This is a genomic window from Mesorhizobium sp. C268A, from assembly GCF_040324475.1.
GTDB lineage: Bacteria > Pseudomonadota > Alphaproteobacteria > Rhizobiales > Rhizobiaceae > Mesorhizobium.
Map to the genome: position 1 here is coordinate 3,304,113 of NZ_JAMYVX010000001.1, position 17,428 is coordinate 3,321,540.

At 62.2% G+C, this 17,428-nt stretch carries 19 protein-coding genes and 1 tRNA gene; 8 read left to right on the forward strand and 12 right to left on the reverse strand.

The genetic code is table 11. The features are described 5' to 3' along the window. Positions 1 to 147 precede the first annotated feature (147 nt). The 9 genes from NKL06_RS15935 to NKL06_RS15975 form a co-directional block, all read right to left on the reverse strand. Complete coding sequence (locus tag NKL06_RS15935; RefSeq protein ID WP_023693026.1) at positions 148 to 669, reverse strand: hypothetical protein; 522 nt, start codon at positions 667 to 669, stop codon at positions 148 to 150. 75 nt (positions 670 to 744) lie between these two features. After that, positions 745 to 1,029, reverse strand: coding sequence for a hypothetical protein (locus tag NKL06_RS15940; RefSeq protein WP_023693025.1), 285 nt, complete (start codon positions 1,027 to 1,029; stop codon positions 745 to 747). Between the two features lie 221 nt (positions 1,030 to 1,250). Continuing rightward, entirely contained in the window at positions 1,251 to 2,123 is an 873-nt protein-coding gene (locus tag NKL06_RS15945; protein ID WP_023693023.1) for a helix-turn-helix domain-containing protein, read from the reverse strand. Next, complete coding sequence (locus NKL06_RS15950; protein ID WP_023693022.1) at positions 2,123 to 3,046, reverse strand: hypothetical protein; 924 nt, start codon at positions 3,044 to 3,046, stop codon at positions 2,123 to 2,125. The genes NKL06_RS15945 and NKL06_RS15950 overlap by 1 nt, the downstream gene beginning before the upstream one ends. Continuing rightward, the gene (locus tag NKL06_RS15955; protein WP_023693021.1) at positions 3,043 to 3,240 is read right to left on the reverse strand and encodes a hypothetical protein; all 198 of its coding nucleotides are present in this window, start codon (positions 3,238 to 3,240) and stop codon (positions 3,043 to 3,045) included. The genes NKL06_RS15950 and NKL06_RS15955 overlap by 4 nt, the downstream gene beginning before the upstream one ends. Next, positions 3,237 to 3,434, reverse strand: a complete 198-nt coding sequence (locus NKL06_RS15960) for a helix-turn-helix transcriptional regulator (RefSeq protein WP_031210576.1) — start codon at positions 3,432 to 3,434, stop codon at positions 3,237 to 3,239. Before NKL06_RS15960 ends, NKL06_RS15955 begins: the two co-directional genes overlap by 4 nt. Positions 3,435 to 3,525: 91 nt before the next feature. Next, positions 3,526 to 4,338 (reverse strand): hypothetical protein, encoded by an 813-nt coding sequence (locus tag NKL06_RS15965; RefSeq protein ID WP_023693019.1) that lies wholly within the window; start codon positions 4,336 to 4,338, stop codon positions 3,526 to 3,528. A 23-nt stretch (positions 4,339 to 4,361) separates the two neighbouring features. Further along, positions 4,362 to 4,438, reverse strand: a tRNA-Arg gene (locus NKL06_RS15970). Between the two features lie 195 nt (positions 4,439 to 4,633). Continuing rightward, positions 4,634 to 6,166 (reverse strand): ATP-binding protein, encoded by a 1,533-nt coding sequence (locus tag NKL06_RS15975; RefSeq protein WP_023672265.1) that lies wholly within the window; start codon positions 6,164 to 6,166, stop codon positions 4,634 to 4,636. Positions 6,167 to 6,467: 301 nt separating this feature from the next. Between NKL06_RS15975 and rpmH the strand changes: the two genes are divergently transcribed. From rpmH to yihA, 6 genes are all read left to right on the forward strand, one after another. After that, the gene (gene rpmH, locus NKL06_RS15980; protein ID WP_008833937.1) at positions 6,468 to 6,602 is read left to right on the forward strand and encodes a 50S ribosomal protein L34; all 135 of its coding nucleotides are present in this window, start codon (positions 6,468 to 6,470) and stop codon (positions 6,600 to 6,602) included. A 16-nt stretch (positions 6,603 to 6,618) separates the two neighbouring features. Further along, positions 6,619 to 6,972: a ribonuclease P protein component gene (gene rnpA, locus NKL06_RS15985; protein ID WP_023693018.1), complete on the forward strand. Its 354-nt coding sequence runs from the start codon at positions 6,619 to 6,621 to the stop codon at positions 6,970 to 6,972. A gap of 14 nt (positions 6,973 to 6,986) precedes the next feature. After that, positions 6,987 to 8,801, forward strand: a complete 1,815-nt coding sequence (yidC, locus tag NKL06_RS15990) for a membrane protein insertase YidC (RefSeq protein ID WP_023807654.1) — start codon at positions 6,987 to 6,989, stop codon at positions 8,799 to 8,801. A gap of 337 nt (positions 8,802 to 9,138) precedes the next feature. Further along, positions 9,139 to 9,705, forward strand: a complete 567-nt coding sequence (locus tag NKL06_RS15995; RefSeq protein ID WP_023693017.1) for a fasciclin domain-containing protein — start codon at positions 9,139 to 9,141, stop codon at positions 9,703 to 9,705. 320 nt (positions 9,706 to 10,025) lie between these two features. Continuing rightward, positions 10,026 to 10,664: a CatB-related O-acetyltransferase gene (locus tag NKL06_RS16000; protein ID WP_023673243.1), complete on the forward strand. Its 639-nt coding sequence runs from the start codon at positions 10,026 to 10,028 to the stop codon at positions 10,662 to 10,664. Then, positions 10,661 to 11,320, forward strand: coding sequence for a ribosome biogenesis GTP-binding protein YihA/YsxC (gene yihA / locus NKL06_RS16005; RefSeq protein ID WP_023673242.1), 660 nt, complete (start codon positions 10,661 to 10,663; stop codon positions 11,318 to 11,320). Before NKL06_RS16000 ends, yihA begins: the two co-directional genes overlap by 4 nt. A gap of 66 nt (positions 11,321 to 11,386) precedes the next feature. Here yihA and NKL06_RS16010 read toward each other — a convergent pair whose 3' ends face one another. Next, complete coding sequence (locus NKL06_RS16010) at positions 11,387 to 12,130, reverse strand: TetR/AcrR family transcriptional regulator (protein WP_023693016.1); 744 nt, start codon at positions 12,128 to 12,130, stop codon at positions 11,387 to 11,389. Between the two features lie 146 nt (positions 12,131 to 12,276). Between NKL06_RS16010 and NKL06_RS16015 the strand changes: the two genes are divergently transcribed. After that, complete coding sequence (locus NKL06_RS16015) at positions 12,277 to 13,458, forward strand: HlyD family secretion protein (protein WP_023693015.1); 1,182 nt, start codon at positions 12,277 to 12,279, stop codon at positions 13,456 to 13,458. Positions 13,459 to 13,479: 21 nt separating this feature from the next. After that, positions 13,480 to 15,081, forward strand: coding sequence for a DHA2 family efflux MFS transporter permease subunit (locus tag NKL06_RS16020; protein ID WP_023693014.1), 1,602 nt, complete (start codon positions 13,480 to 13,482; stop codon positions 15,079 to 15,081). 117 nt (positions 15,082 to 15,198) lie between these two features. Here NKL06_RS16020 and NKL06_RS16025 read toward each other — a convergent pair whose 3' ends face one another. Together NKL06_RS16025 and msrB are read right to left on the reverse strand one after the other, a co-directional pair. Then, on the reverse strand, positions 15,199 to 16,746 hold the full coding sequence (locus NKL06_RS16025) for an FAD-dependent monooxygenase (RefSeq protein ID WP_031208456.1): 1,548 nt from the start codon (positions 16,744 to 16,746) through the stop codon (positions 15,199 to 15,201). 152 nt (positions 16,747 to 16,898) lie between these two features. After that, positions 16,899 to 17,393, reverse strand: a complete 495-nt coding sequence (gene msrB / locus NKL06_RS16030) for a peptide-methionine (R)-S-oxide reductase MsrB (protein ID WP_023693012.1) — start codon at positions 17,391 to 17,393, stop codon at positions 16,899 to 16,901. Between the last annotated feature and the right edge of the window lie 35 nt (positions 17,394 to 17,428).

Consider the following 17,428-nt stretch of genomic DNA (forward strand, 5'->3'; position numbering starts at 1 on the left):
TCAGCCCCGCTGAAATTTGGTTGAATGGGGCGGCGGCATCAGCACGAGCCGCCGCCCCAGACGCGCGCGCGAAAATGCGCGATCGGCCGTCGGATTGGCGCGCGACCAAGCGAGCCGCCTCTCCGTCGACGATTTGTGTGGCGGTCATCAGAGGTACATCGATCCGTTGTTGCTGATCGTCTGACGCAGATGGCGGATTTGGTTGGCCACCGGCAGTGATGCTCTGACTCCTGAAAGTGGCTCGATACCATTCGCGTTTGAGGTCGCCATTAGTTCGACGGCTGCAGAGTTCAACGCCTCCATCTCATCGATCAGCCGGTTCATCTCCTGGCGATACTGGGCAACGGCCGAACCAAGCTTGGCCATGGCGCACTTGCTGAACTCCTCACGCCGGCGGGTGCGCTCCTCGAAGGCCTTGCGGCCGGCGCCGAGCTCCAACGCCTCGAGTTCGGCCGTCAGTTTCTGGACGAGGCCCTTATTCTCCGAACCGCCCGAAAGGACAGCGGCATGGATGTCGGCTTTCAGCTCAGCACGCTTTGTGCGGACCTGTTCGACGCCTGACTCGGCCAGCTTCAGAAGGTTGGGTTTCGGAGGCAGCACCAGGCTTTCGCAAAGTCGGTCGACCTTGGCCTCTGGCGTCTCATTTGTCGGAAGAACTCTTGCGAGCATTGGGGGGCTCTCCTGGTCGGCGGTGGATCACCAAGAGAATACAGCGGCCTATGCGCTTCCGGCCGTAACGCGTTACTATTTCTTTGCTGCGACACGCTCGATCACCAAAGTGCGCAAGGCCTCACCGACCAGGACGGCATCACGGCTGCATACAGCGTCGATGCGGCCCGTCTCAATCAGCCAAGCGACAACGTCGAGGTTTATGGCCACGGGCACCACGATCTCCTTTCGCCGCTGACGCGCTCGCCATGTGGTCTGGCGTGTCGCGGCCGACATCGTCAGTGGGCCAACGAAGGCGCCGCGGGCGCGCAGCTCCTGCAGCAGTCGCTCGATATCCGCCCAGTCGGTGTTGTCGGTCATGCCGATCGTCGCCCCCTTCCGAGATGGCGGTCATGCAGCGCTTCATGCCGACCTCCGAGTGATTGACATGGCACGCGGGAAGTCGACCAGCGTTCCGCCGCGATCAATCCGAGGCTGGCCGCGCTGCCGAATAATCTGGCGGACCACATGCGGGATGAAGTTGATCACCTCGGCGATCGGCCTGTTTTGAGCCCAATCGAAAAGGTCAAGTTGCTCCGACTTCATGCAGCCACCTGCAGCAACTTCTCCAATTCAGCGGGCGTGAGTGTACCACTGGACAGGCGTTCACGGATATCGTCGAAGAGCGCCATCACGGTTCGCGGCGGCCGGCCATCAAGCCAAGCCATCACCATCTCCTCCGCCTCGTCGTCGGTTTGCGGCATCGTGAACGGTATGTGCCGCTCGTCAGTTCGATCTGCTCCATACCCGCCTAGAGCCATACCTTCACTGTCAGTGCTGAGAATCTCGTTGAGAGGTTCAGCTTCATAGGTTCCCTTCATAGGTTTACCCCCCATCCGTGTCGGGTCATGACCTACAGGCTGTGTCGGGTCATGACCTACAGGCTGTGTCGGGTCATTGTGGGAGTGACCCGCCAAATCGCGTAGGTCACTCCTGTCGCTATTGGGGCCTTGGCGGCGTTCCGCTCGCTTGTCTGAGCGCAACTGACGAAGGCCGGCAACAAGCTCCTCGAGCGCCTTCACCTTCGAGACAGCGACCCGGATGGTATAGAAGTTCGTGGTCGTCTTGCCTCGCCTGGTTCTATCCACCCAGCCAGCCGCTGCTATGCGTGGCACCACACGCTCAACCGTCCGATAACTCAGGCCGAGCTCGTCGGAGATCGCCTCATAGGAAGGGTCACAGCGGCCCGTTTCAAAGTTGAGGCATTCCACCAGATAGGTGGCAACCAGCTTCGCCGTGGCGTCCATGCGGGAGTCGCGGTCCTTCCGGATCCATGCCGCAAACTCCCCCTTGTCGGCATAGAATTGCTTGCGCAGCCGGGCGTATTCCTTGTCAGCATCGGCCTGCGTCATGCCTTTCGATACCTGTTCAAAATTGCGCGGCAGCAAGGTGATGGTGTGAAATTCTTCGCTCATCACACACTCCGCGGCGCCGGCAGAGCCGCGGTGATCAGTTGCCGCTCGCGCGCCTGGACGTCCAAGTCCTCATGGAACTGGTGGACGTCGAACAAGTCAGTGATGTTCGTTCGCAAGATATGGGCGATGTTGTCGGGAGACAGCGCCTCGAGTTGGCATGTCCCGCCCTCCCAACGCGCCGTGCGGCTGTCGGTCTTCTTCGGCGGCACAGTCGGCAGGTAATAGCGAAGCACCTGGTCGGCGGTCAGGGCGATGCGCCTGAAATCGACCGTCACCGACTGCCAAGGGCGATCGGCCAGCACAAAGGCCGACACGTCTTCGGCAATGACGTCGAACATCGACTTGCCGCTCGGATCATAATCGCCCAGGTGCAGGATCACCGTCGGCTTGGCGATCTCGCATATCCGGTCGGCCAGATCCTTCTTTGCAGTGAGGCTGTCAAAGCCTCCGGAAGAGTAGGCCTGCACCGAGAACTCCCGGCTGACCTTGAAGAGCTGCGAGAGCATGCCGGCGGCCTCGCACCAGACCTCGACGTGCAGGTTCTGGTTGGCGAGCATGTTCCGGTGGTAGTTTTCGCCGAGCACGCGCACATGGTGCAGGAAGTGGTCCTGGTCGTCAAAATGGTCCATGCGGTGCGTGACCACGCCATCGTCGCGGATCGCATCGAACGGGATCACCTGGCCGCGGCGCGCGTTGCCGATATGGTCGATCAGCTTCGAGTAAAACGACTCGTCCTTCGGATAACCGTAGGCGCCGACCAGCCGATAAAAGACCTGGCGGATCGTGAGCGGCCAGTGTTCCCGGTATTCGGTGAGAACCATGTCGACCGCATCGAGCAGCGCCAGCGTCTTGGTCTGAGGCTGGTAATTGGCGATGTAACCCTTTGGTCTACCAGTTTTACGGCTAGACGTGATTTCAGTCATGCGGCGCGTGCCCGCATCAATGTGACCTGTCGAATCGCGCAAATGGCCTGGTGACTTGTCATGCCAAACCGTTGCCGAAGCGCCGGCACGATCGGCCGCTCGCATGTCCGGAAATTGGAAAAATACCAAGCGGCCGCTTCATCGACGATCGCGGAAGTCTCGTGCTCGGCCGGCGTGAGGTCGGCGGCGGTCATGCAGCCAGCCCGTCGCGCGCAGCGATCTTACTGGTGAGGAAAGCCTCGACATCGGCTTCCGGCCAGCCGACGCGGCGCGCGGTCAACTGGACCGGCTTGGGGAAACGGCCCTCAGATATTTCCGTGTAGAGGGTCCGACGCGACAGGCCGGTGCGGTCGAGCACCTGCTCAATCGGGAGGATACGGATCGACATGCTGCTTCGCCTCCTATGCGATGGTGCGCATTAGAGGGCGGAGGCGTCACGGATAATAGGAATTTGTTCTGCGCGAAATCGGATAAAAAGTTTATCCTAACTCCGCCCAGCTTGATAGGACGCCCGCCTGCTCGGGCCGTCTGCCCTCGGCCCAGAGTCTTTTTACGGTGGCGATTTCAATTCTCGCGGTCTGCGGGTTGATTTGAGTTTTGACAACCCTTGCCGCTTTAAGAACTGGCGGGCCAAGCACCGTCACCAGCTTCACGGCTGGATGCAAGTGCCCATCGTCAGACGCCGTCGCCATCGGTTCTTGCCCGGTGACGCGTTGATAGGTGGCTATGATATCGGCAATCAGCACCAGCCGTGGAAACTCCTTTCGGCGTCTGATCGCCTCCGGCTGTTCCTTGGGCTCGTTTCCAAGAGAATGTAAGTGGACCTTCGCAAATGCTCGAAGCTCCATCAGCGGTGCGGCCAAGTCGGACAATATCTGATCGCGGCGCCTAGCCGGCTTGCCTTGGCGTCGCGCCAGTTCTTCGAGGAACTTGAGTGGGTCAGCGGCCGTGTGATTGAACTGCGGATAAGCAACCAGCAGATGCATCAGTGTAGTCAAATTAGCATCGAGAGCCCGTAGGTAATCGCTCTGCTCGGCTCGGCTGATGCGCTCAATCTTGCGTCTAAGAAAACGACGAGCGACCATGGTGAAAGCCTGCTCGGGGCCGTAGTTTTCGTCAAAAGTGATGTCGCGTTGGAGCGCCAGCCACTCTTGAGTAGGCGGTGCTAGATCATTGATCTGTGCCAGCGCATCGGCATCAAACGTGAACTGGACGGCCAAATCCGCGGCGAGCGACCCACTTGGATAAAGTGCCCCCAGCGTGCCCCCGAGGTTTAGGCTGCGCTTGGCCATTCGCCTCAACCCCTTGGAAACAATGGCGCGCCCGAAGAGATTCGAACTCCTGACCCCCAGATTCGTAGTCTGGTGCTCTATCCAGCTGAGCTACGGGCGCGCAACAGGCCATGCTTTACATAGCCCCGCTAACCGATCCTGACGACCGGCCGCGACAAGACGTGTTCCCTAGCGACTGAATTTCCGAAAAGCAAGCCAATCCGGCAAAAGTTTTGTCGCAGCTGCTTTCGACGGTGCCGATCAAGGGGTGCTGAGATTCAGCTCAGTCCGGCTTCGGCTGAATATCAAATACAGCTCAGGCAGGGCGGCGCAGGCCGTTGCGGGCCTGGTCGAGGCGGACCGGCTGGTCGGGGATGGTGACGGCGAAGGTGGTGCGGCCGCCGATCGATTCGACCAGCTCGACCGTGCCGCCATGGGCGCGGATCAGTTCGTGCGCGATGGCCAGGCCAAGGCCGGTGCCGCCGCTGCGGGCCGAGCCGCGAAACGCCGCGAACAGGTTTTCTCGAGCCTTCGCCGGCAGGCCGGGACCGGTGTCGGTGACAATGATGCGGCTTACGCTGCCTATGCGCTCGGCCGATACGGCGAGCCGGCGCACCAGCGCGCTCTCGGCGTCGGCCGCCATCGCCTGGACCGCGTTGCGACAGAGATTGGTGAGCACGCGAAACAGCTGGTCGGAATCGGCATCGACCTCGAAGGCGAGCTCGACGGCATTGACGAATTCGATGCCGTCCTCGATGTCGAGCAGGCCGTGGACGTCGTCGACCAGCTGGCGCAGCCGCAAGCGGCGGCGTGAGGGCGCCGGCTCCTGCGTGCGGCCATAGTGGAGCACGCCTTCGGAATAGGAGACGGCGCGGTCGAGCGCGCGCAACAGCTTTGGCGCGAAGGCCTGCACCGTCGGGTCCTTGACCAGGCGCAGGCGGTCCGACATCAGCTGCGCCGAGGCCAGGATGTTGCGCATGTCGTGGTTGATCTTGGAGACGGCGAGGCCAAGGTCGGCAAGGTGCTTCTGCTCCGACAGCATCTTTTGCAGCCGTTCCTGCATCTGCGACAATTCGCGCTCGGCAACGCCGATCTCGTCGGCGCGGGCGGCCGGGTGGATGATGCGCCCTGGATCGTCGGGCGCCTCGGAGAAGGACAGCATCGAGCGCGTCATGGTGCGGATCGGGCCGATCATGATCAGGTCGATCGCGGCATAGACCAGCATTGCGGTGAACAACGAGATCAGCAGCGAGACGAAGGCGACGTTGCGCGAATAGCGCAGCATGGCGTTGCGCAGGGAATAGTCGGGCATGATCAGCTCGAATTCCTTGTCGCTGTCGCCGACCGGGCCGAACACCCTGAGCATGCGCTTGCCGCCGAAGAACAGCGTATCCAGCGCCCCGGTCATGCCCTTGATCATGCCGACATTGGCGATATCGATATGCTCGTCGACCTGCGGCGGCATCTCGGCCACCACCAGCAGGCGCGACACGCCGCCGTCGCGCACCGCGATCGCCTTGGCGCCGATTGCCATCAGCACGTCGTTCTGGGCGGCGCGGGAGAGCGAATTGGGCTCGCCCTGCACCAGCACGATCGACACCGCGGCAGCGGTGCTTAGCCGCTCCTTCAGCCAGGCCAGGCGGTAGCTGGCGATCCAGGGCAGGAAAATGAGGACTTCGGCCAGGAGCACGAAGACAATGGTGAGCAAGAGCAGCTTGGTCGACAGGCCGCGCGCCAAGGGCACTGAACGATTGGGCACCGAACGGCTCGCAACCGGGCGAACGGTCGCCGGGCTGGCATCGGCTGTCGCCGGGCCGCTCCCTTCATCCGCTGATGCAACTTCGCTCATTAAGGCCTGTCTTCACAAACGCTTGATCGGTTGAGATTAGGCGATTGCGGCTTTTTTGCCAATTTCATCCTTCGTTGGACGATGGTGCCAGCAATAAAAGACCGCCTCGAACTGGGTGTTCTCGCTGCGACGAACTCATAGTTCGCGCTGGATTGACTCCCAAAACCCTTCTTTCTATAAGCCGCTCACGCTCGGGCCATTCGTCCCGGCGCGGTTTCGATCGCGCCAATGCCGGCCCGGCAAAGCTCCTGTTACACAGTGACAGAATCAAGAAGGGCCGCACCCCGCGGTATTAAAACAAATGAAGCGTACCTACCAACCGTCCAAACTCGTCCGCAAGCGCCGGCACGGTTTCCGTGCTCGCATGGCCACCAAGGGTGGTCGCGGCGTCGTCGCAGCTCGCCGCAACCGCGGCCGCAAGCGGCTCAGCGCCTGAACGGAAGACGAGATCGTTGCCCGCAACCGGCAAGCCAGTGGGACCAAACCCCAAGCGGCTTCTGAAACGTGCGGAATTCCTGGCCGTCCGCCGCGGTGAAAAGCGGCGCGGGCGGCTTTTTCTCGTTGAAGTTCTCGACCGCAAAGACGGTCTGCCGCCGCGCGTCGGCTTCACCGTCACCAAGAGGGTCGGCAATGCGGTTGTGCGCAACCGCGTCAGGCGGCGGCTGAAAGAAGCCGTGCGCACCCATGCCGCAAGTGACATGGCGCCCGGCAATGACTATGTCATCGTCGGGCGTGAAGACGTGCTCACCATTCCGTTCGGCCAGTTGAAGGCCGAACTCTCCCGCCGTCTCAGCGGAACACGATAGGCCAAGGGCTTTCGATGGAAAACAACCGGAACTTCTACATCACCATCGTCTTGTCGGTGCTGATCCTCGGGCTGTGGCAATATTTCTATGTGCTGCCGCGCAGCGAACAGCAGCGCGAGGCGGCCCGCATCGAAGAGCAGCGGGCGGCTGAGCAGAAGAAGGCGGCCGAGGCCGCCAATCCCGGCGGCACGCCGGCGCCCGCAGCGCCCGGCGCCATTCCAAACGCGCCCGGCACCTATGTTACGACGCCGGAAGGCCGCGCGCAGGAAGTGGCCAAGACGGCCCGCGTCAACATCGACACGCCGAGCCTGTCGGGCTCGATCAACCTCACCGGCGCCCGTCTCGACGACCTCAAGCTCAAGCACTACACCGAGACGGTCGACAAGACATCGCCGCAGATTCAGCTGCTCAATCCGCAGGCGCTGCCCACCGGCTATTATGCCGAGATCGGCTTTGTCGGCAGCGACACGACCGGCACGGTGCCGGGCCCGGAAACGGTCTGGAGCGTCGACGGCAATGCGACTCTGACGCCGGCGACGCCAGTGACGCTGACCTTCACCAACGACAAGGGCCTGACCTTCAAGCGCACGATCTCCGTCGACGGCGACTACATGTTCACCGTTTCCGATGCGGTGCAGAATTCAGGCTCGGCCCCGGTCACGCTGTCCAATTACGGCCGCGTCATCCGTTTCGACAAGCCGGCCGTCGCCAGCTCCTATGTGCTGCATGAAGGGCTGATCGGCGTCACCGGCTCGGAAGGCCTGCAGGAGCACAAATACGCCGACATCGAGAAGAACAAGCTCTATACGCCGAGCAAATCGACCGATGGCTGGCTTGGCATCACCGACAAATACTGGGCGGTCACCCTGGTGCCGACCGAGAAGCAGCCGTTCCAGCCGCACTATGCCTATTACGACAATGGCCGCCCGCGCTACCAGTCGGACTTCCTCACGGACCCGATCACCATTGCCGCCGGCCAGTCGGCGACGGTGGAGACCGAGATCTTCGCCGGCGCCAAGGAAGTCAACAAGATCAACGCCTACGCCCAGGACCGGCAGATCAGGCTGTTCGACCGGCTGATCGATTGGGGGTGGTTCATCTGGATCACCAAGCCGATGTTCTACCTGATCGACACGCTGTACAAATTCTTCGGCAATTTCGGTCTGGCCATCCTTGCCACCACGGTCGTCGTCAAAACCCTCTTCTTCCCGCTCGCCAACAAATCCTATGCGTCGATGGCGAACATGAAGAAGGTGCAGCCCAAGATGCTCGAGATCCGCGAGAAATACGCGGACGACAAGATGAAGCAGCAACAGGCGATGATGGAGCTGTACAAGACCGAGAAGATCAATCCGCTCGCCGGCTGCTGGCCGGTGGCGCTGCAGATCCCGGTGTTCTTCTCGCTCTACAAGGTGCTCTACATCACCATCGAGATGCGGCACGCGCCGTTCTTCGGCTGGGTCCAGGATCTGGCCGCGCCCGATCCGACCTCGGTCTTCAACCTGTTCGGCCTGCTGCCCTTCGCGCCGCCGGCATTCCTGCCGCATATGGGCGCCTGGGCGGTGGTCATGGGCATCACCATGTTCCTGCAGATGCGCATGAACCCGACGCCGCCGGATCCGACGCAGGCGCAGATCTTCACCTGGATGCCGGTGATCTTCACCTTCATGATGGGCAGCTTCCCGGCCGGCCTCGTCATCTACTGGGCCTGGAACAACACGCTGTCGATCCTGCAGCAGGGCGTGATCATGAAGCGCCAGGGCGCCAAGATCGAATTGTGGGACAATCTGACGGCATTGTTCCGAAAGAAACCCTCGCCGGCTGAATAAACGGCGTGGCAATCAACGCCCCGGCTCGTCCGGTGTTTTTTGTGGACGAGGCGCGCATCACGTTCCCGTGAGGCGCGAAACTTGCGGCGTGCAACCGGCGTGGCTGCTGCTTGTACCGCCAAGGCCGATCAACACCGATCAGCTCTAATCCGAAGACCGCTGTTTTTGATCCGTGACCCCGTCATGTCCATCGCGGGGCGGCGCGTGGAATGGGCATTCGCCTTTAAGTGTTTGTTATCATTATCGTTTTTTACTCTGCACCGAAACTTTCCCGCAATCGCCGCGTAACTCTTCCCGACAATCGAATCAACAATTGTCGCACCAGAAGGGTTCTCCAATGGCAAAGTCCATCCTCAAGGCATTCTGCTTTTCCGCCGGCCTGGCTCTATCGGGCCTCGCAGCTACGACGGCCTATACGCTCGCCAATCCCGCCGTTGGCGGCGCTGCGATGCTGACCTCCAAGAACATCGTCGAGAACGCCCTCAACTCGCCGATCCACAAGACGCTGGTTGCCGCCGTCAAGGCCGCCGGCCTGGTCGACACGCTGGAAAGCGCGGGACCCTTCACGGTGTTTGCGCCGACCGATTCCGCCTTCAAGAAACTGCCGGCCGGCACCGTCGCCACGCTGGTGAAGCCCGAAAACAAGGACAAGCTGACCAAGATCCTGACCGCCCATGTCGTGGCCGGCAAGATCTCGGCCAAGGAGATGATGACCAAGGCCAAGGCGATGAGCGGCAAGTATGAGATGAAGACCGTTAGCGGCGACACGCTGATCGCCGAGGTCAAGGGCGGCTCGCTCTACATCGTCGACGAGTCCGGCGGCGCCGCCAAGGTGACGGTCGCCGACGTCAACCAGTCGAACGGCGTCATCCACGTCGTCAACAAGGTGCTGTTGCCGAAGTAACGGCTTTACGCAACGGGGAATGACGGCGGGCTGCGACGGGCTTTCTCGGTCTGCCTTCCCCACCTCACGAGGAGGTGCCATTCTTTTGAAGCCGTCTTCGACACCACCGGGGTCCTGCTTGTCCTTCGCAGGGCCCCGTTTTTTTTGGGTTTCAGGGCGCCTTAGCCGACGGCGGCGGTCGACCTGATCGTGATCTGCCGCGGCACGAACTGAACATCGAAGCCCAGCAGGGCTCGCTCATCGGGCGATTGGTGCTATAGGGCGGATCACGCCATCTAGAATGGCGGCTTAAATTTGCGCCACTCTCGACGGATCTCGCCATGGACGGACCCAACCCAGACATCAAACACCCCATCCCGATGCACACCCGCGTCGGCTTCCTCAAGCCCCTGGTCACCGCGCCGAATATCGAGATCGGCGAGTTCACCTACTATGACGATCCTGACGGACCGGACAAATTCGCCGAGCGATGCGTGCTGCATCATTATCCCTTCATCGGCGACAAGCTGATCATCGGCAAGTTCTGCGCCATCGCGGAGGGCGCGCGCTTCATCATGAACGGCGCCAACCATGCCATGTCCGGCTTTTCCACCTATCCGTTCAACATTTTCGGTCATGGCTGGGAGCAAGGCTTCGACCCGAAGACGTGGTCACAGGAAGTGCGCGGCGACACGGTGGTCGGCAATGATGTATGGATCGGCATGGATGCGGTGATCATGCCCGGCGTGTCGGTCGGCAATGGCGCCATCGTGGCGGCGAAATCGGTGGTGACGCATGACGTGCCGGCCTATGCGATCGTCGCCGGCAATGCGGCAAAGGTGGTGAAGATGCGTTTCGACGACAGGACGGTGCGGCGGTTGCTGGCTGTGGCGTGGTGGAATTGGCCGGTGGACAAGATCGGCCGCAACCTCAACGCCATCCGGGGCGCCGATATTTCGAGGCTGGAGGCAGCAATTTGAACGCGCTGGGCAACACCGTCATCGGCACCGACCTGTTCACCAAGGGGTGGATCTTCATCCGCGGCGTGCCGGCGATGAAGTTCCTGCCGCCGGAGGGGCCGCCTGAGATCGCCTTTGCCGGCCGCTCCAATGTCGGCAAGTCGTCGCTGATCAATGCGCTCGTCGGCCATAACGGGCTGGCGCGCACCTCCAACACGCCGGGGCGCACGCAGGAGCTCAACTATTTCGTGCCGGGCGGGTTTTCCGGCGAAGGCACCGACCTGCCGCCAATGGCGCTGGTCGACATGCCGGGCTACGGCTATGCCAGCGCGCCGAAGGAAAAGGTGGACGATTGGACCAAGCTGGTCTTCGACTATCTCAAGGGCCGCGTGACGCTGAAGCGGGTCTATGTGCTGATCGATTCCCGCCATGGCATCAAAGCCAAGGACGACGAAGTGCTGTCGCTGCTCGACAAGGCGGCGGTGTCCTACCAGATCGTGCTGACCAAGACCGACAAGATCAAGGCCGCCGGCGTGCCGCAGCTGATCGAAGAGACATTACTGAAGATCAAGAAGCGGCCGGCGGCGTTTCCGTTCGTGCTCGCCACGTCGTCGGAAAAGGGCGAGGGTCTGGACGAACTGCGCGCGGCGATCGTGCTGGCGGCCAATGGCGGTTAAAAGTAACTCCGGGAAAAGTGTGAAGCGGTTTTCCGTCCGGAGTTGCGAAAAAAGACCTTTGGCTAACTAGGCCTTTGCCTTGGACTTCGCCTCGAGCGCGATCATCTGATGGCTTTCTTCCTCGGCAAGCTTTTCGGTGCCGTAGGACTTCAGGAACAGGCTGACGCCCGACCGCACGATGTGGTCGATTTCATCCTGGCTCGGCGCCGTGGTGCGGTAGGCGAAGATGCACTGGCGAAACAGGCCGGCGAGGCACAGTTCGGTGAATTGATAGGCGGCAAGATCGACATCATCGATCTTGAGCAGGCCGCGTTCGATGGCTGCATTGAGGAACTTGACCACCTTGTCGTGGCCGCGTTTGGGGCCACGTTCGTAAAACCGCGCGCCCATGTCCGGTATCCTGTCGGAGGCGCCGATCACGGTGCGTTGCGCCTGGATGACCTTGGCCGAGGTGATCTTCATCGACAGCACCTTGCCGAATTCCACCAGCGTCTGGCGCAGATCGTCGGCGCGGTCGAGCATGTCGTACATGTTCTTGAAGATGGTGCCGCGCTCTTCCTCGATCAGCGCCTCGAACAGCTCTTCCTTGTTGGCGAAGTAGACATAGATCGTGCCCTTGGAGACGCCGGCCTCGCGGGTAATGTCGTTCATCGACGCCGCTTCGAAGCCCTTGTCGATGAACACGCGCCGCGCGCCCTCAATGATCTGGCTGCGCTTGACCGGATCCTGGCCCGCCGCCGGGCGGCCGCGACGCGCACTATCCAGCACATCGCACCGATCATTTTCGACGTCGGGTAACGTGTCGGCCATTAAAGTCACACCTCGCGAAATAATTCGAACCGAGCGGTTCGATTGCTCTTGATATGGGCCTGCTTTAGCGCTATGTCAACGTTCGCATCGAACCGAACGGTTCAGTATAACACATTTTCCTTATGTAGCTACGGTAGCGAGATATCATGTCCTCGAACACGCCAACCACCGCCGAAGTCCGCCCCTTTCCCAACGCCAAGGTCTCGCCGGTTATCGAAGCGCCGGAAGCGCCCATCAAGCCTGCCGCCGAAGTTTTGGCCGAGGCGCCGGCCAAGAAAAAGCGGTCGGCTCGCTCGTTCATGCTGCCGATCATCGGCCTCGCTCTGCTCAGCGCCGGCGCCTGGTATGGCTATAATTACTGGACCGACGGCCGGTTCCTGATCTCGACCGACGATGCCTATGTCCAGGCCGACATGTCGTTCGTCTCGCCGAAGATTTCCGGCTATGTCGATCAAGTCAAGGTCTCGGAGAACCAGCAGGTCAAGGCCGGCGATCCGCTGCTGACGATCGACGACGGCGACTACAGAATAGCCGTTGCCCAGGCGGAGGCGCAGATCGCCACGCTGGCCAAGACGCTCGACCGTATCGACGCGCAGACCAAGGCGGCGCAAGCTTCGCTGCAACAGGCGCAGGCGCAGAAGGTCGCCGACCAGGCGGCAGCCGACAACGCCGCTCGCGCCCAGCAGCGCGCCGCGCAACTGGTCAAGACGCATGTCGGCACGCAGGCGCAATTGGACGATGCCCAGACCGCTCTTGACCAGGCCAATGCAGCCCTTGTCGGCGCCGACGCGCAGATTGCAGCCGCACAGGCCAATATCGGCGTGTTCGAAGCGCAGCGCGCCGAATCGGCCAGCACGCTGGCTTCGCTGCGGCTGAACCGCGACAAGGCCGCGCGCGATCTGTCCTTCACCGTGCTCAAGGCGCCTTATGACGGCGTCGTCGGCAACCGCTCGGTCGAGCAGGGCGACCTCGTCAGCCCCGGCCAGAAGCTCGCCGTCGTGGTGCCGCTGGACAAGCTCTACATCGTTGCCAACTTCAAGGAGACGCAGCTGGCCAAGCTGGTGCCCGGCGAGAAGGTGCGGGTCTCGGTGGACGCCACGGACGGCCATGATTTCGAAGGCACGGTGTCGTCGCTGGCGCCGGCTTCGGGTGCGGTGTTCTCGCTGCTGCCGCCGGAAAATGCCACCGGCAACTTCACCAAGGTGGTGCAGCGCATCCCGGTTCGCATCGACGTGCCGGCCGATGTGCTGAAGGCAGGCAGGCTGCGCGCCGGCCTGAGCGTCGTTGTCGCCGTCGACAGCCGCACGGCTCCGGCCGCGGCTAACTGAGCGAACGCCGGGAGCAAAGCCATGGCAACCGCAACCATAACAGCAGGAGCGGCGCCGGTGCCTGCCATGCCGGCGGTACCGACGACCATCTCGACGCGCCGCCTCATCGCCTTCCTGGCGATGGTGTTCGGCATGTTCATGGCGATCCTCGACATCCAGATCGTCTCAGCCTCGCTGGCCGAGATCCAGGCCGGCCTCAGCGCCAGTTCCGATGAAATCCCATGGGTGCAGACCGCCTATCTGATCGCCGAAGTGGTGATGATCCCGCTGTCGGGCTTCCTCAGCCGGATGCTGTCGACGCGCGTGCTGTTTGCAGGCGCCGCGGCCGGCTTCACGGCGGCCAGCGCGCTGGCCGCGACCGCCACCAACATCGACCAGATGATCGTCTACCGAGCCATCCAGGGCTTTATCGGGGGCGGCATGATCCCGAGCGTTTTCGCCGCCGCCTTCACCATCTTCCCGCCGTCGCGCCGCGCCATGGTGTCGCCGATGATCGGCCTGGTGGCGACGCTGGCGCCGACCATCGGCCCGACCGTCGGCGGCTATATCAGCCATGCCATGTCGTGGCACTGGCTGTTCCTCATCAATGTCATTCCAGGCATTCTGGTGACGGTTACGACCTGGACCCTGATCGATTTCGACAAGCCCAATCTCGGCCTGTTCAGCAAGTTCGACTGGTGGGGCCTTGCCGGTATGGCGGCGTTTCTCGGCTGCATGGAATATGTGCTCGAGGAAGGTCCTAACCATGACTGGCTGCAGGAACAGGCCGTGTTCATCTGCGCCATCATCATGGTTGTCGGTGCGGCGCTGTTCTTCTGGCGTGCCTTCACCGCCGAGGAGCCTATCGTCGATCTCAGGGCCTTCACCAACGTCAATTTCGCCTTCGGTTCGCTGTTCTCCTTCGTCATCGGCATCGGCCTGTACGGTCTGACCTATCTCTATCCAGTGTTCCTCGGACGCATCCGCGGCTACGATTCCTTGATGATCGGCGAAGCCCTGTTCGTCAGCGGCCTGGCGATGTTCGTCACTGCGCCGATTTCCGGCATCCTGTCGAGCAAGATGGATTTGCGCATCATGATGATGATCGGGCTGTTCGGTTTCGCTGCCGGCACATGGTGGATGACGCATCTGACCGCCGACTGGGATTTCTGGGAATTGCTGATCCCGCAGATCCTGCGCGGCAGCTCGATGATGCTGTGCATGGTGCCGATCAACAACATTGCGCTCGGCACCTTGCCGCCGGACCGGCTGAAGAACGCGTCGGGCCTGTTCAACCTGACCCGCAACCTCGGCGGTGCGGTCGGCCTTGCCGTCATCAACACCGTGCTGATCGATCGCAGCGCCTTCCACTACGCCAGGCTGGCCGAGCATGTGGAATGGGGCAGTGCGGCGGCGCAGGCCAAGCTGCAGAACATGACGCTCGACTTCCAGCAGACGCCTGGTCTCGACGCCACCAAGGCGGCGATCTCCAAACTGTCGGGCATGGTCCAGCAGCAGGCGTCGCTGCTGTCGTTCATGGATGTGTTCACCATGCTGACCGTGCTGTTCGCGACCATGGCGGTCTTCACCCTGGTCATCGCCAAGCCGGCGCCGCCCGCGGGCAGCGGTGGCGGAGGCCATTGAGCGCGCCGGACCCCCCGCCTGGCGCCCTCATGTGTGACCCCGGAAATCACCCCCGATTTCCGGGGTCACGCTTAAGCATCGATCGTTATCAAGCTCCTTGGTCGAACACCCGGCGCGCTATGCTGCGGCAGGCGACCCAAACCATTTGGTCAGCGAGTCGGTAAGCCCGGCTGCTTCAGGGCCGCCGACCCAGGCCACATAACCGTCAGGCCGGACCAGCACTGCGCGTGGAGCTTCGACTGCCCCCAGCACCGGAAGCTCCCATGCGCCATCGTACCTGGCGTCGACCAGCTGAATCCGCTCCACCCACGGGCCGATATCAAAAGCGCCGGGCTCACCAAGATTAAGCAGCAGCGGCCGGGCGTCGTGCAGCAGCGCGAAAACCGGCAGCGGACCGGCAGCGGTGACGAGGTCGAGATCCGGCATGCGACGGCCCAGCAGCGGATGCCCCTCGCCAAGATCGTAGTGGATGTCCAGGCCGGACAACATCCCGGCAAAACGCTTGCGCGGCTCTTCCATAGCGAGCAGTTCCGACACTGTATCGCGCAACGTTTTGGTACGCTCGTCTTCGCGACGCAGCGCGACTGACGCCATGGTGTTTTTCAACACGCGCGCGGCAACCGGGTGGCGTTCTGCCTGATAGGTGTCGAGCAGGCTTTCCGGCGCTGTTTTCGTGACCACCTGGGCAAGTTTCCAGCCCAGATTGACCGCGTCCTGCACGCCGGTCTGCAGCCCCTGTCCACCGTCCGGTGGATGCACGTGCGCGGCGTCGCCTGCCAGCAGCACCCGCCCCTTGCGGTATGCGGCTGCCTGCCGGGTCATGTCGGTGAAGCGGGCCAGCGATGTCGGATTGTGGACGCCATAATCGGTGCCGTAGACGGCAATGAGCGCCTCGCTGAGATCGCGCAAAGTTGGCTCGCCGCCAGCCCCGACCTCGCGCTCGGTCACCAGCACCCGTACCGTACCGTCTTCCAGTCTGCTGAGGCCGTGAATTCCGATGGCATCGCGGTGGATACCCCATTGCGGCTCTTCTGTTACCTCGATCTCGGCGATCAAATTGCTGGTTGTCGGCTCGGAACCGGGGAACTCTATGCCCCCCGCCTTGCGCACGAGACTTCTGCCGCCGTCGCAGCCGACAAGATAATCGGCACGAAGCGACCTGCCATCGCTCAGCGCGACATCGACGCCGCCGCCATCCTGCACCAAGCCAGTCACCTCGCGGCCACGGTAGACCGTGACGCCAAGCTCCTCGGCCCAGTCAGCAAGGATGCGCTCTATGTGCTTTTGCCACAGCGCCAGCCCGTAATTGTGGCGGGTGGGAAAGTCGCTGATGTCAAGCGAAACGCCGGCGAAACCCGCGACCTGGGCGGTCTGGCCTTGCGACAGGAACCGATCGACAATGCCGCGCTGGTCGAAAATCTCGATGGTGCGCGAATGCAGGCCGCCCGAGCGCGCGCCCGCGAGATCCTGGTTCTCGCGCCGCTCGACGATGGCGACATCGATGCCGGCCAGGGAAAGCTCGCCGGCCAGCATCAACCCGGTCGGGCCGCCGCCGGCGATCACCACGGAATGGGATATTCGCGGCCGGTCCGCATCAACACCGTCGGTCGATTTGGCGGTCGATTTGGGCTCGCCGTCGCGAGCCCGTGCTTCAGTTCGTTGCATAGGTTCTGGCCCTCTCGTTAAGGGCTGCGGAATCTACGCATAAAAAGCCGTCTGCCAATTCTTGAAGTTGACTGTTTTCGCCCCATTTCAAGAGATAAGAGGCGGTCGTCACGCCGGCTCCAAATCCCCACCCCGCTAAAGACGCCGAACGGTCAGGCAGTGGCCGGCTTGAAGCTGAGCGCAACGCCGTTGATGCAGTGGCGCAGGCCGGTCGGCGGCGGGCCATCGTCGAAGACATGGCCGAGATGGCCGCCACAGCGGCGGCAGTGGACCTCTGTACGGGTCATGCCGAGCGAACGGTCCTCGGTCTTGCCGACGGCGTTGGCGATCTCCTGCCAGAAGCTCGGCCATCCGGTGCCGGAATCGAACTTGGTCTCTGAGGAATAGACCGGCAGGTCGCAGCCGGCGCAGGCGAAAATGCCCTTGCGGTGCTCGTTGAGCAGCGGGCTGGTGCCGGGATATTCGGTGCCTTCCTTGCGCAGCACGTTGAAGGCTTCGTCGGACAGGATGGCGTGCCACTCGGCGTCGGTCTTGGTGACCTCGAAGGTTTCGGCAGCCTTAGCCGGCCCGCCCATGCGCAACGTTGCCGCCGCGCCGGCCACGGCAGCGATGGCGGCGCCGCTCAAAAGCAAATCTCGACGGTTCATGACAGAAATCCTCCTGCGGGTTGTTTTTGCCAGAT

Bases quoted from the DNA above. Each gene is read 5' to 3' on its own strand.
- rpmH (WP_008833937.1), top strand. From the start codon at position 6,468: ATGAAGCGTACCTACCAACCGTCCAAACTCGTCCGCAAGCGCCGGCAC.
- NKL06_RS15935 (WP_023693026.1), bottom strand. From the start codon at position 669: ATGCTCGCAAGAGTTCTTCCGACAAATGAGACGCCAGAGGCCAAGGTC.
- NKL06_RS15960 (WP_031210576.1), bottom strand. From the start codon at position 3,434: ATGTCGATCCGTATCCTCCCGATTGAGCAGGTGCTCGACCGCACCGGC.
- NKL06_RS15940 (WP_023693025.1), bottom strand. From the start codon at position 1,029: ATGACCGACAACACCGACTGGGCGGATATCGAGCGACTGCTGCAGGAG.
- msrB (WP_023693012.1), bottom strand. From the start codon at position 17,393: ATGAACCGTCGAGATTTGCTTTTGAGCGGCGCCGCCATCGCTGCCGTG.
- NKL06_RS15965 (WP_023693019.1), bottom strand. From the start codon at position 4,338: ATGGCCAAGCGCAGCCTAAACCTCGGGGGCACGCTGGGGGCACTTTAT.
- NKL06_RS15995 (WP_023693017.1), top strand. From the start codon at position 9,139: ATGGCAAAGTCCATCCTCAAGGCATTCTGCTTTTCCGCCGGCCTGGCT.
- NKL06_RS16025 (WP_031208456.1), bottom strand. From the start codon at position 16,746: ATGCAACGAACTGAAGCACGGGCTCGCGACGGCGAGCCCAAATCGACC.
- NKL06_RS15975 (WP_023672265.1), bottom strand. From the start codon at position 6,166: ATGAGCGAAGTTGCATCAGCGGATGAAGGGAGCGGCCCGGCGACAGCC.
- NKL06_RS15955 (WP_023693021.1), bottom strand. From the start codon at position 3,240: ATGACCGCCGCCGACCTCACGCCGGCCGAGCACGAGACTTCCGCGATC.
- NKL06_RS16020 (WP_023693014.1), top strand. From the start codon at position 13,480: ATGGCAACCGCAACCATAACAGCAGGAGCGGCGCCGGTGCCTGCCATG.
- NKL06_RS15945 (WP_023693023.1), bottom strand. From the start codon at position 2,123: ATGAGCGAAGAATTTCACACCATCACCTTGCTGCCGCGCAATTTTGAA.
- NKL06_RS16010 (WP_023693016.1), bottom strand. From the start codon at position 12,130: ATGGCCGACACGTTACCCGACGTCGAAAATGATCGGTGCGATGTGCTG.
- NKL06_RS16000 (WP_023673243.1), top strand. From the start codon at position 10,026: ATGGACGGACCCAACCCAGACATCAAACACCCCATCCCGATGCACACC.
- yidC (WP_023807654.1), top strand. From the start codon at position 6,987: ATGGAAAACAACCGGAACTTCTACATCACCATCGTCTTGTCGGTGCTG.
- NKL06_RS15950 (WP_023693022.1), bottom strand. From the start codon at position 3,046: ATGACTGAAATCACGTCTAGCCGTAAAACTGGTAGACCAAAGGGTTAC.
- NKL06_RS16015 (WP_023693015.1), top strand. From the start codon at position 12,277: ATGTCCTCGAACACGCCAACCACCGCCGAAGTCCGCCCCTTTCCCAAC.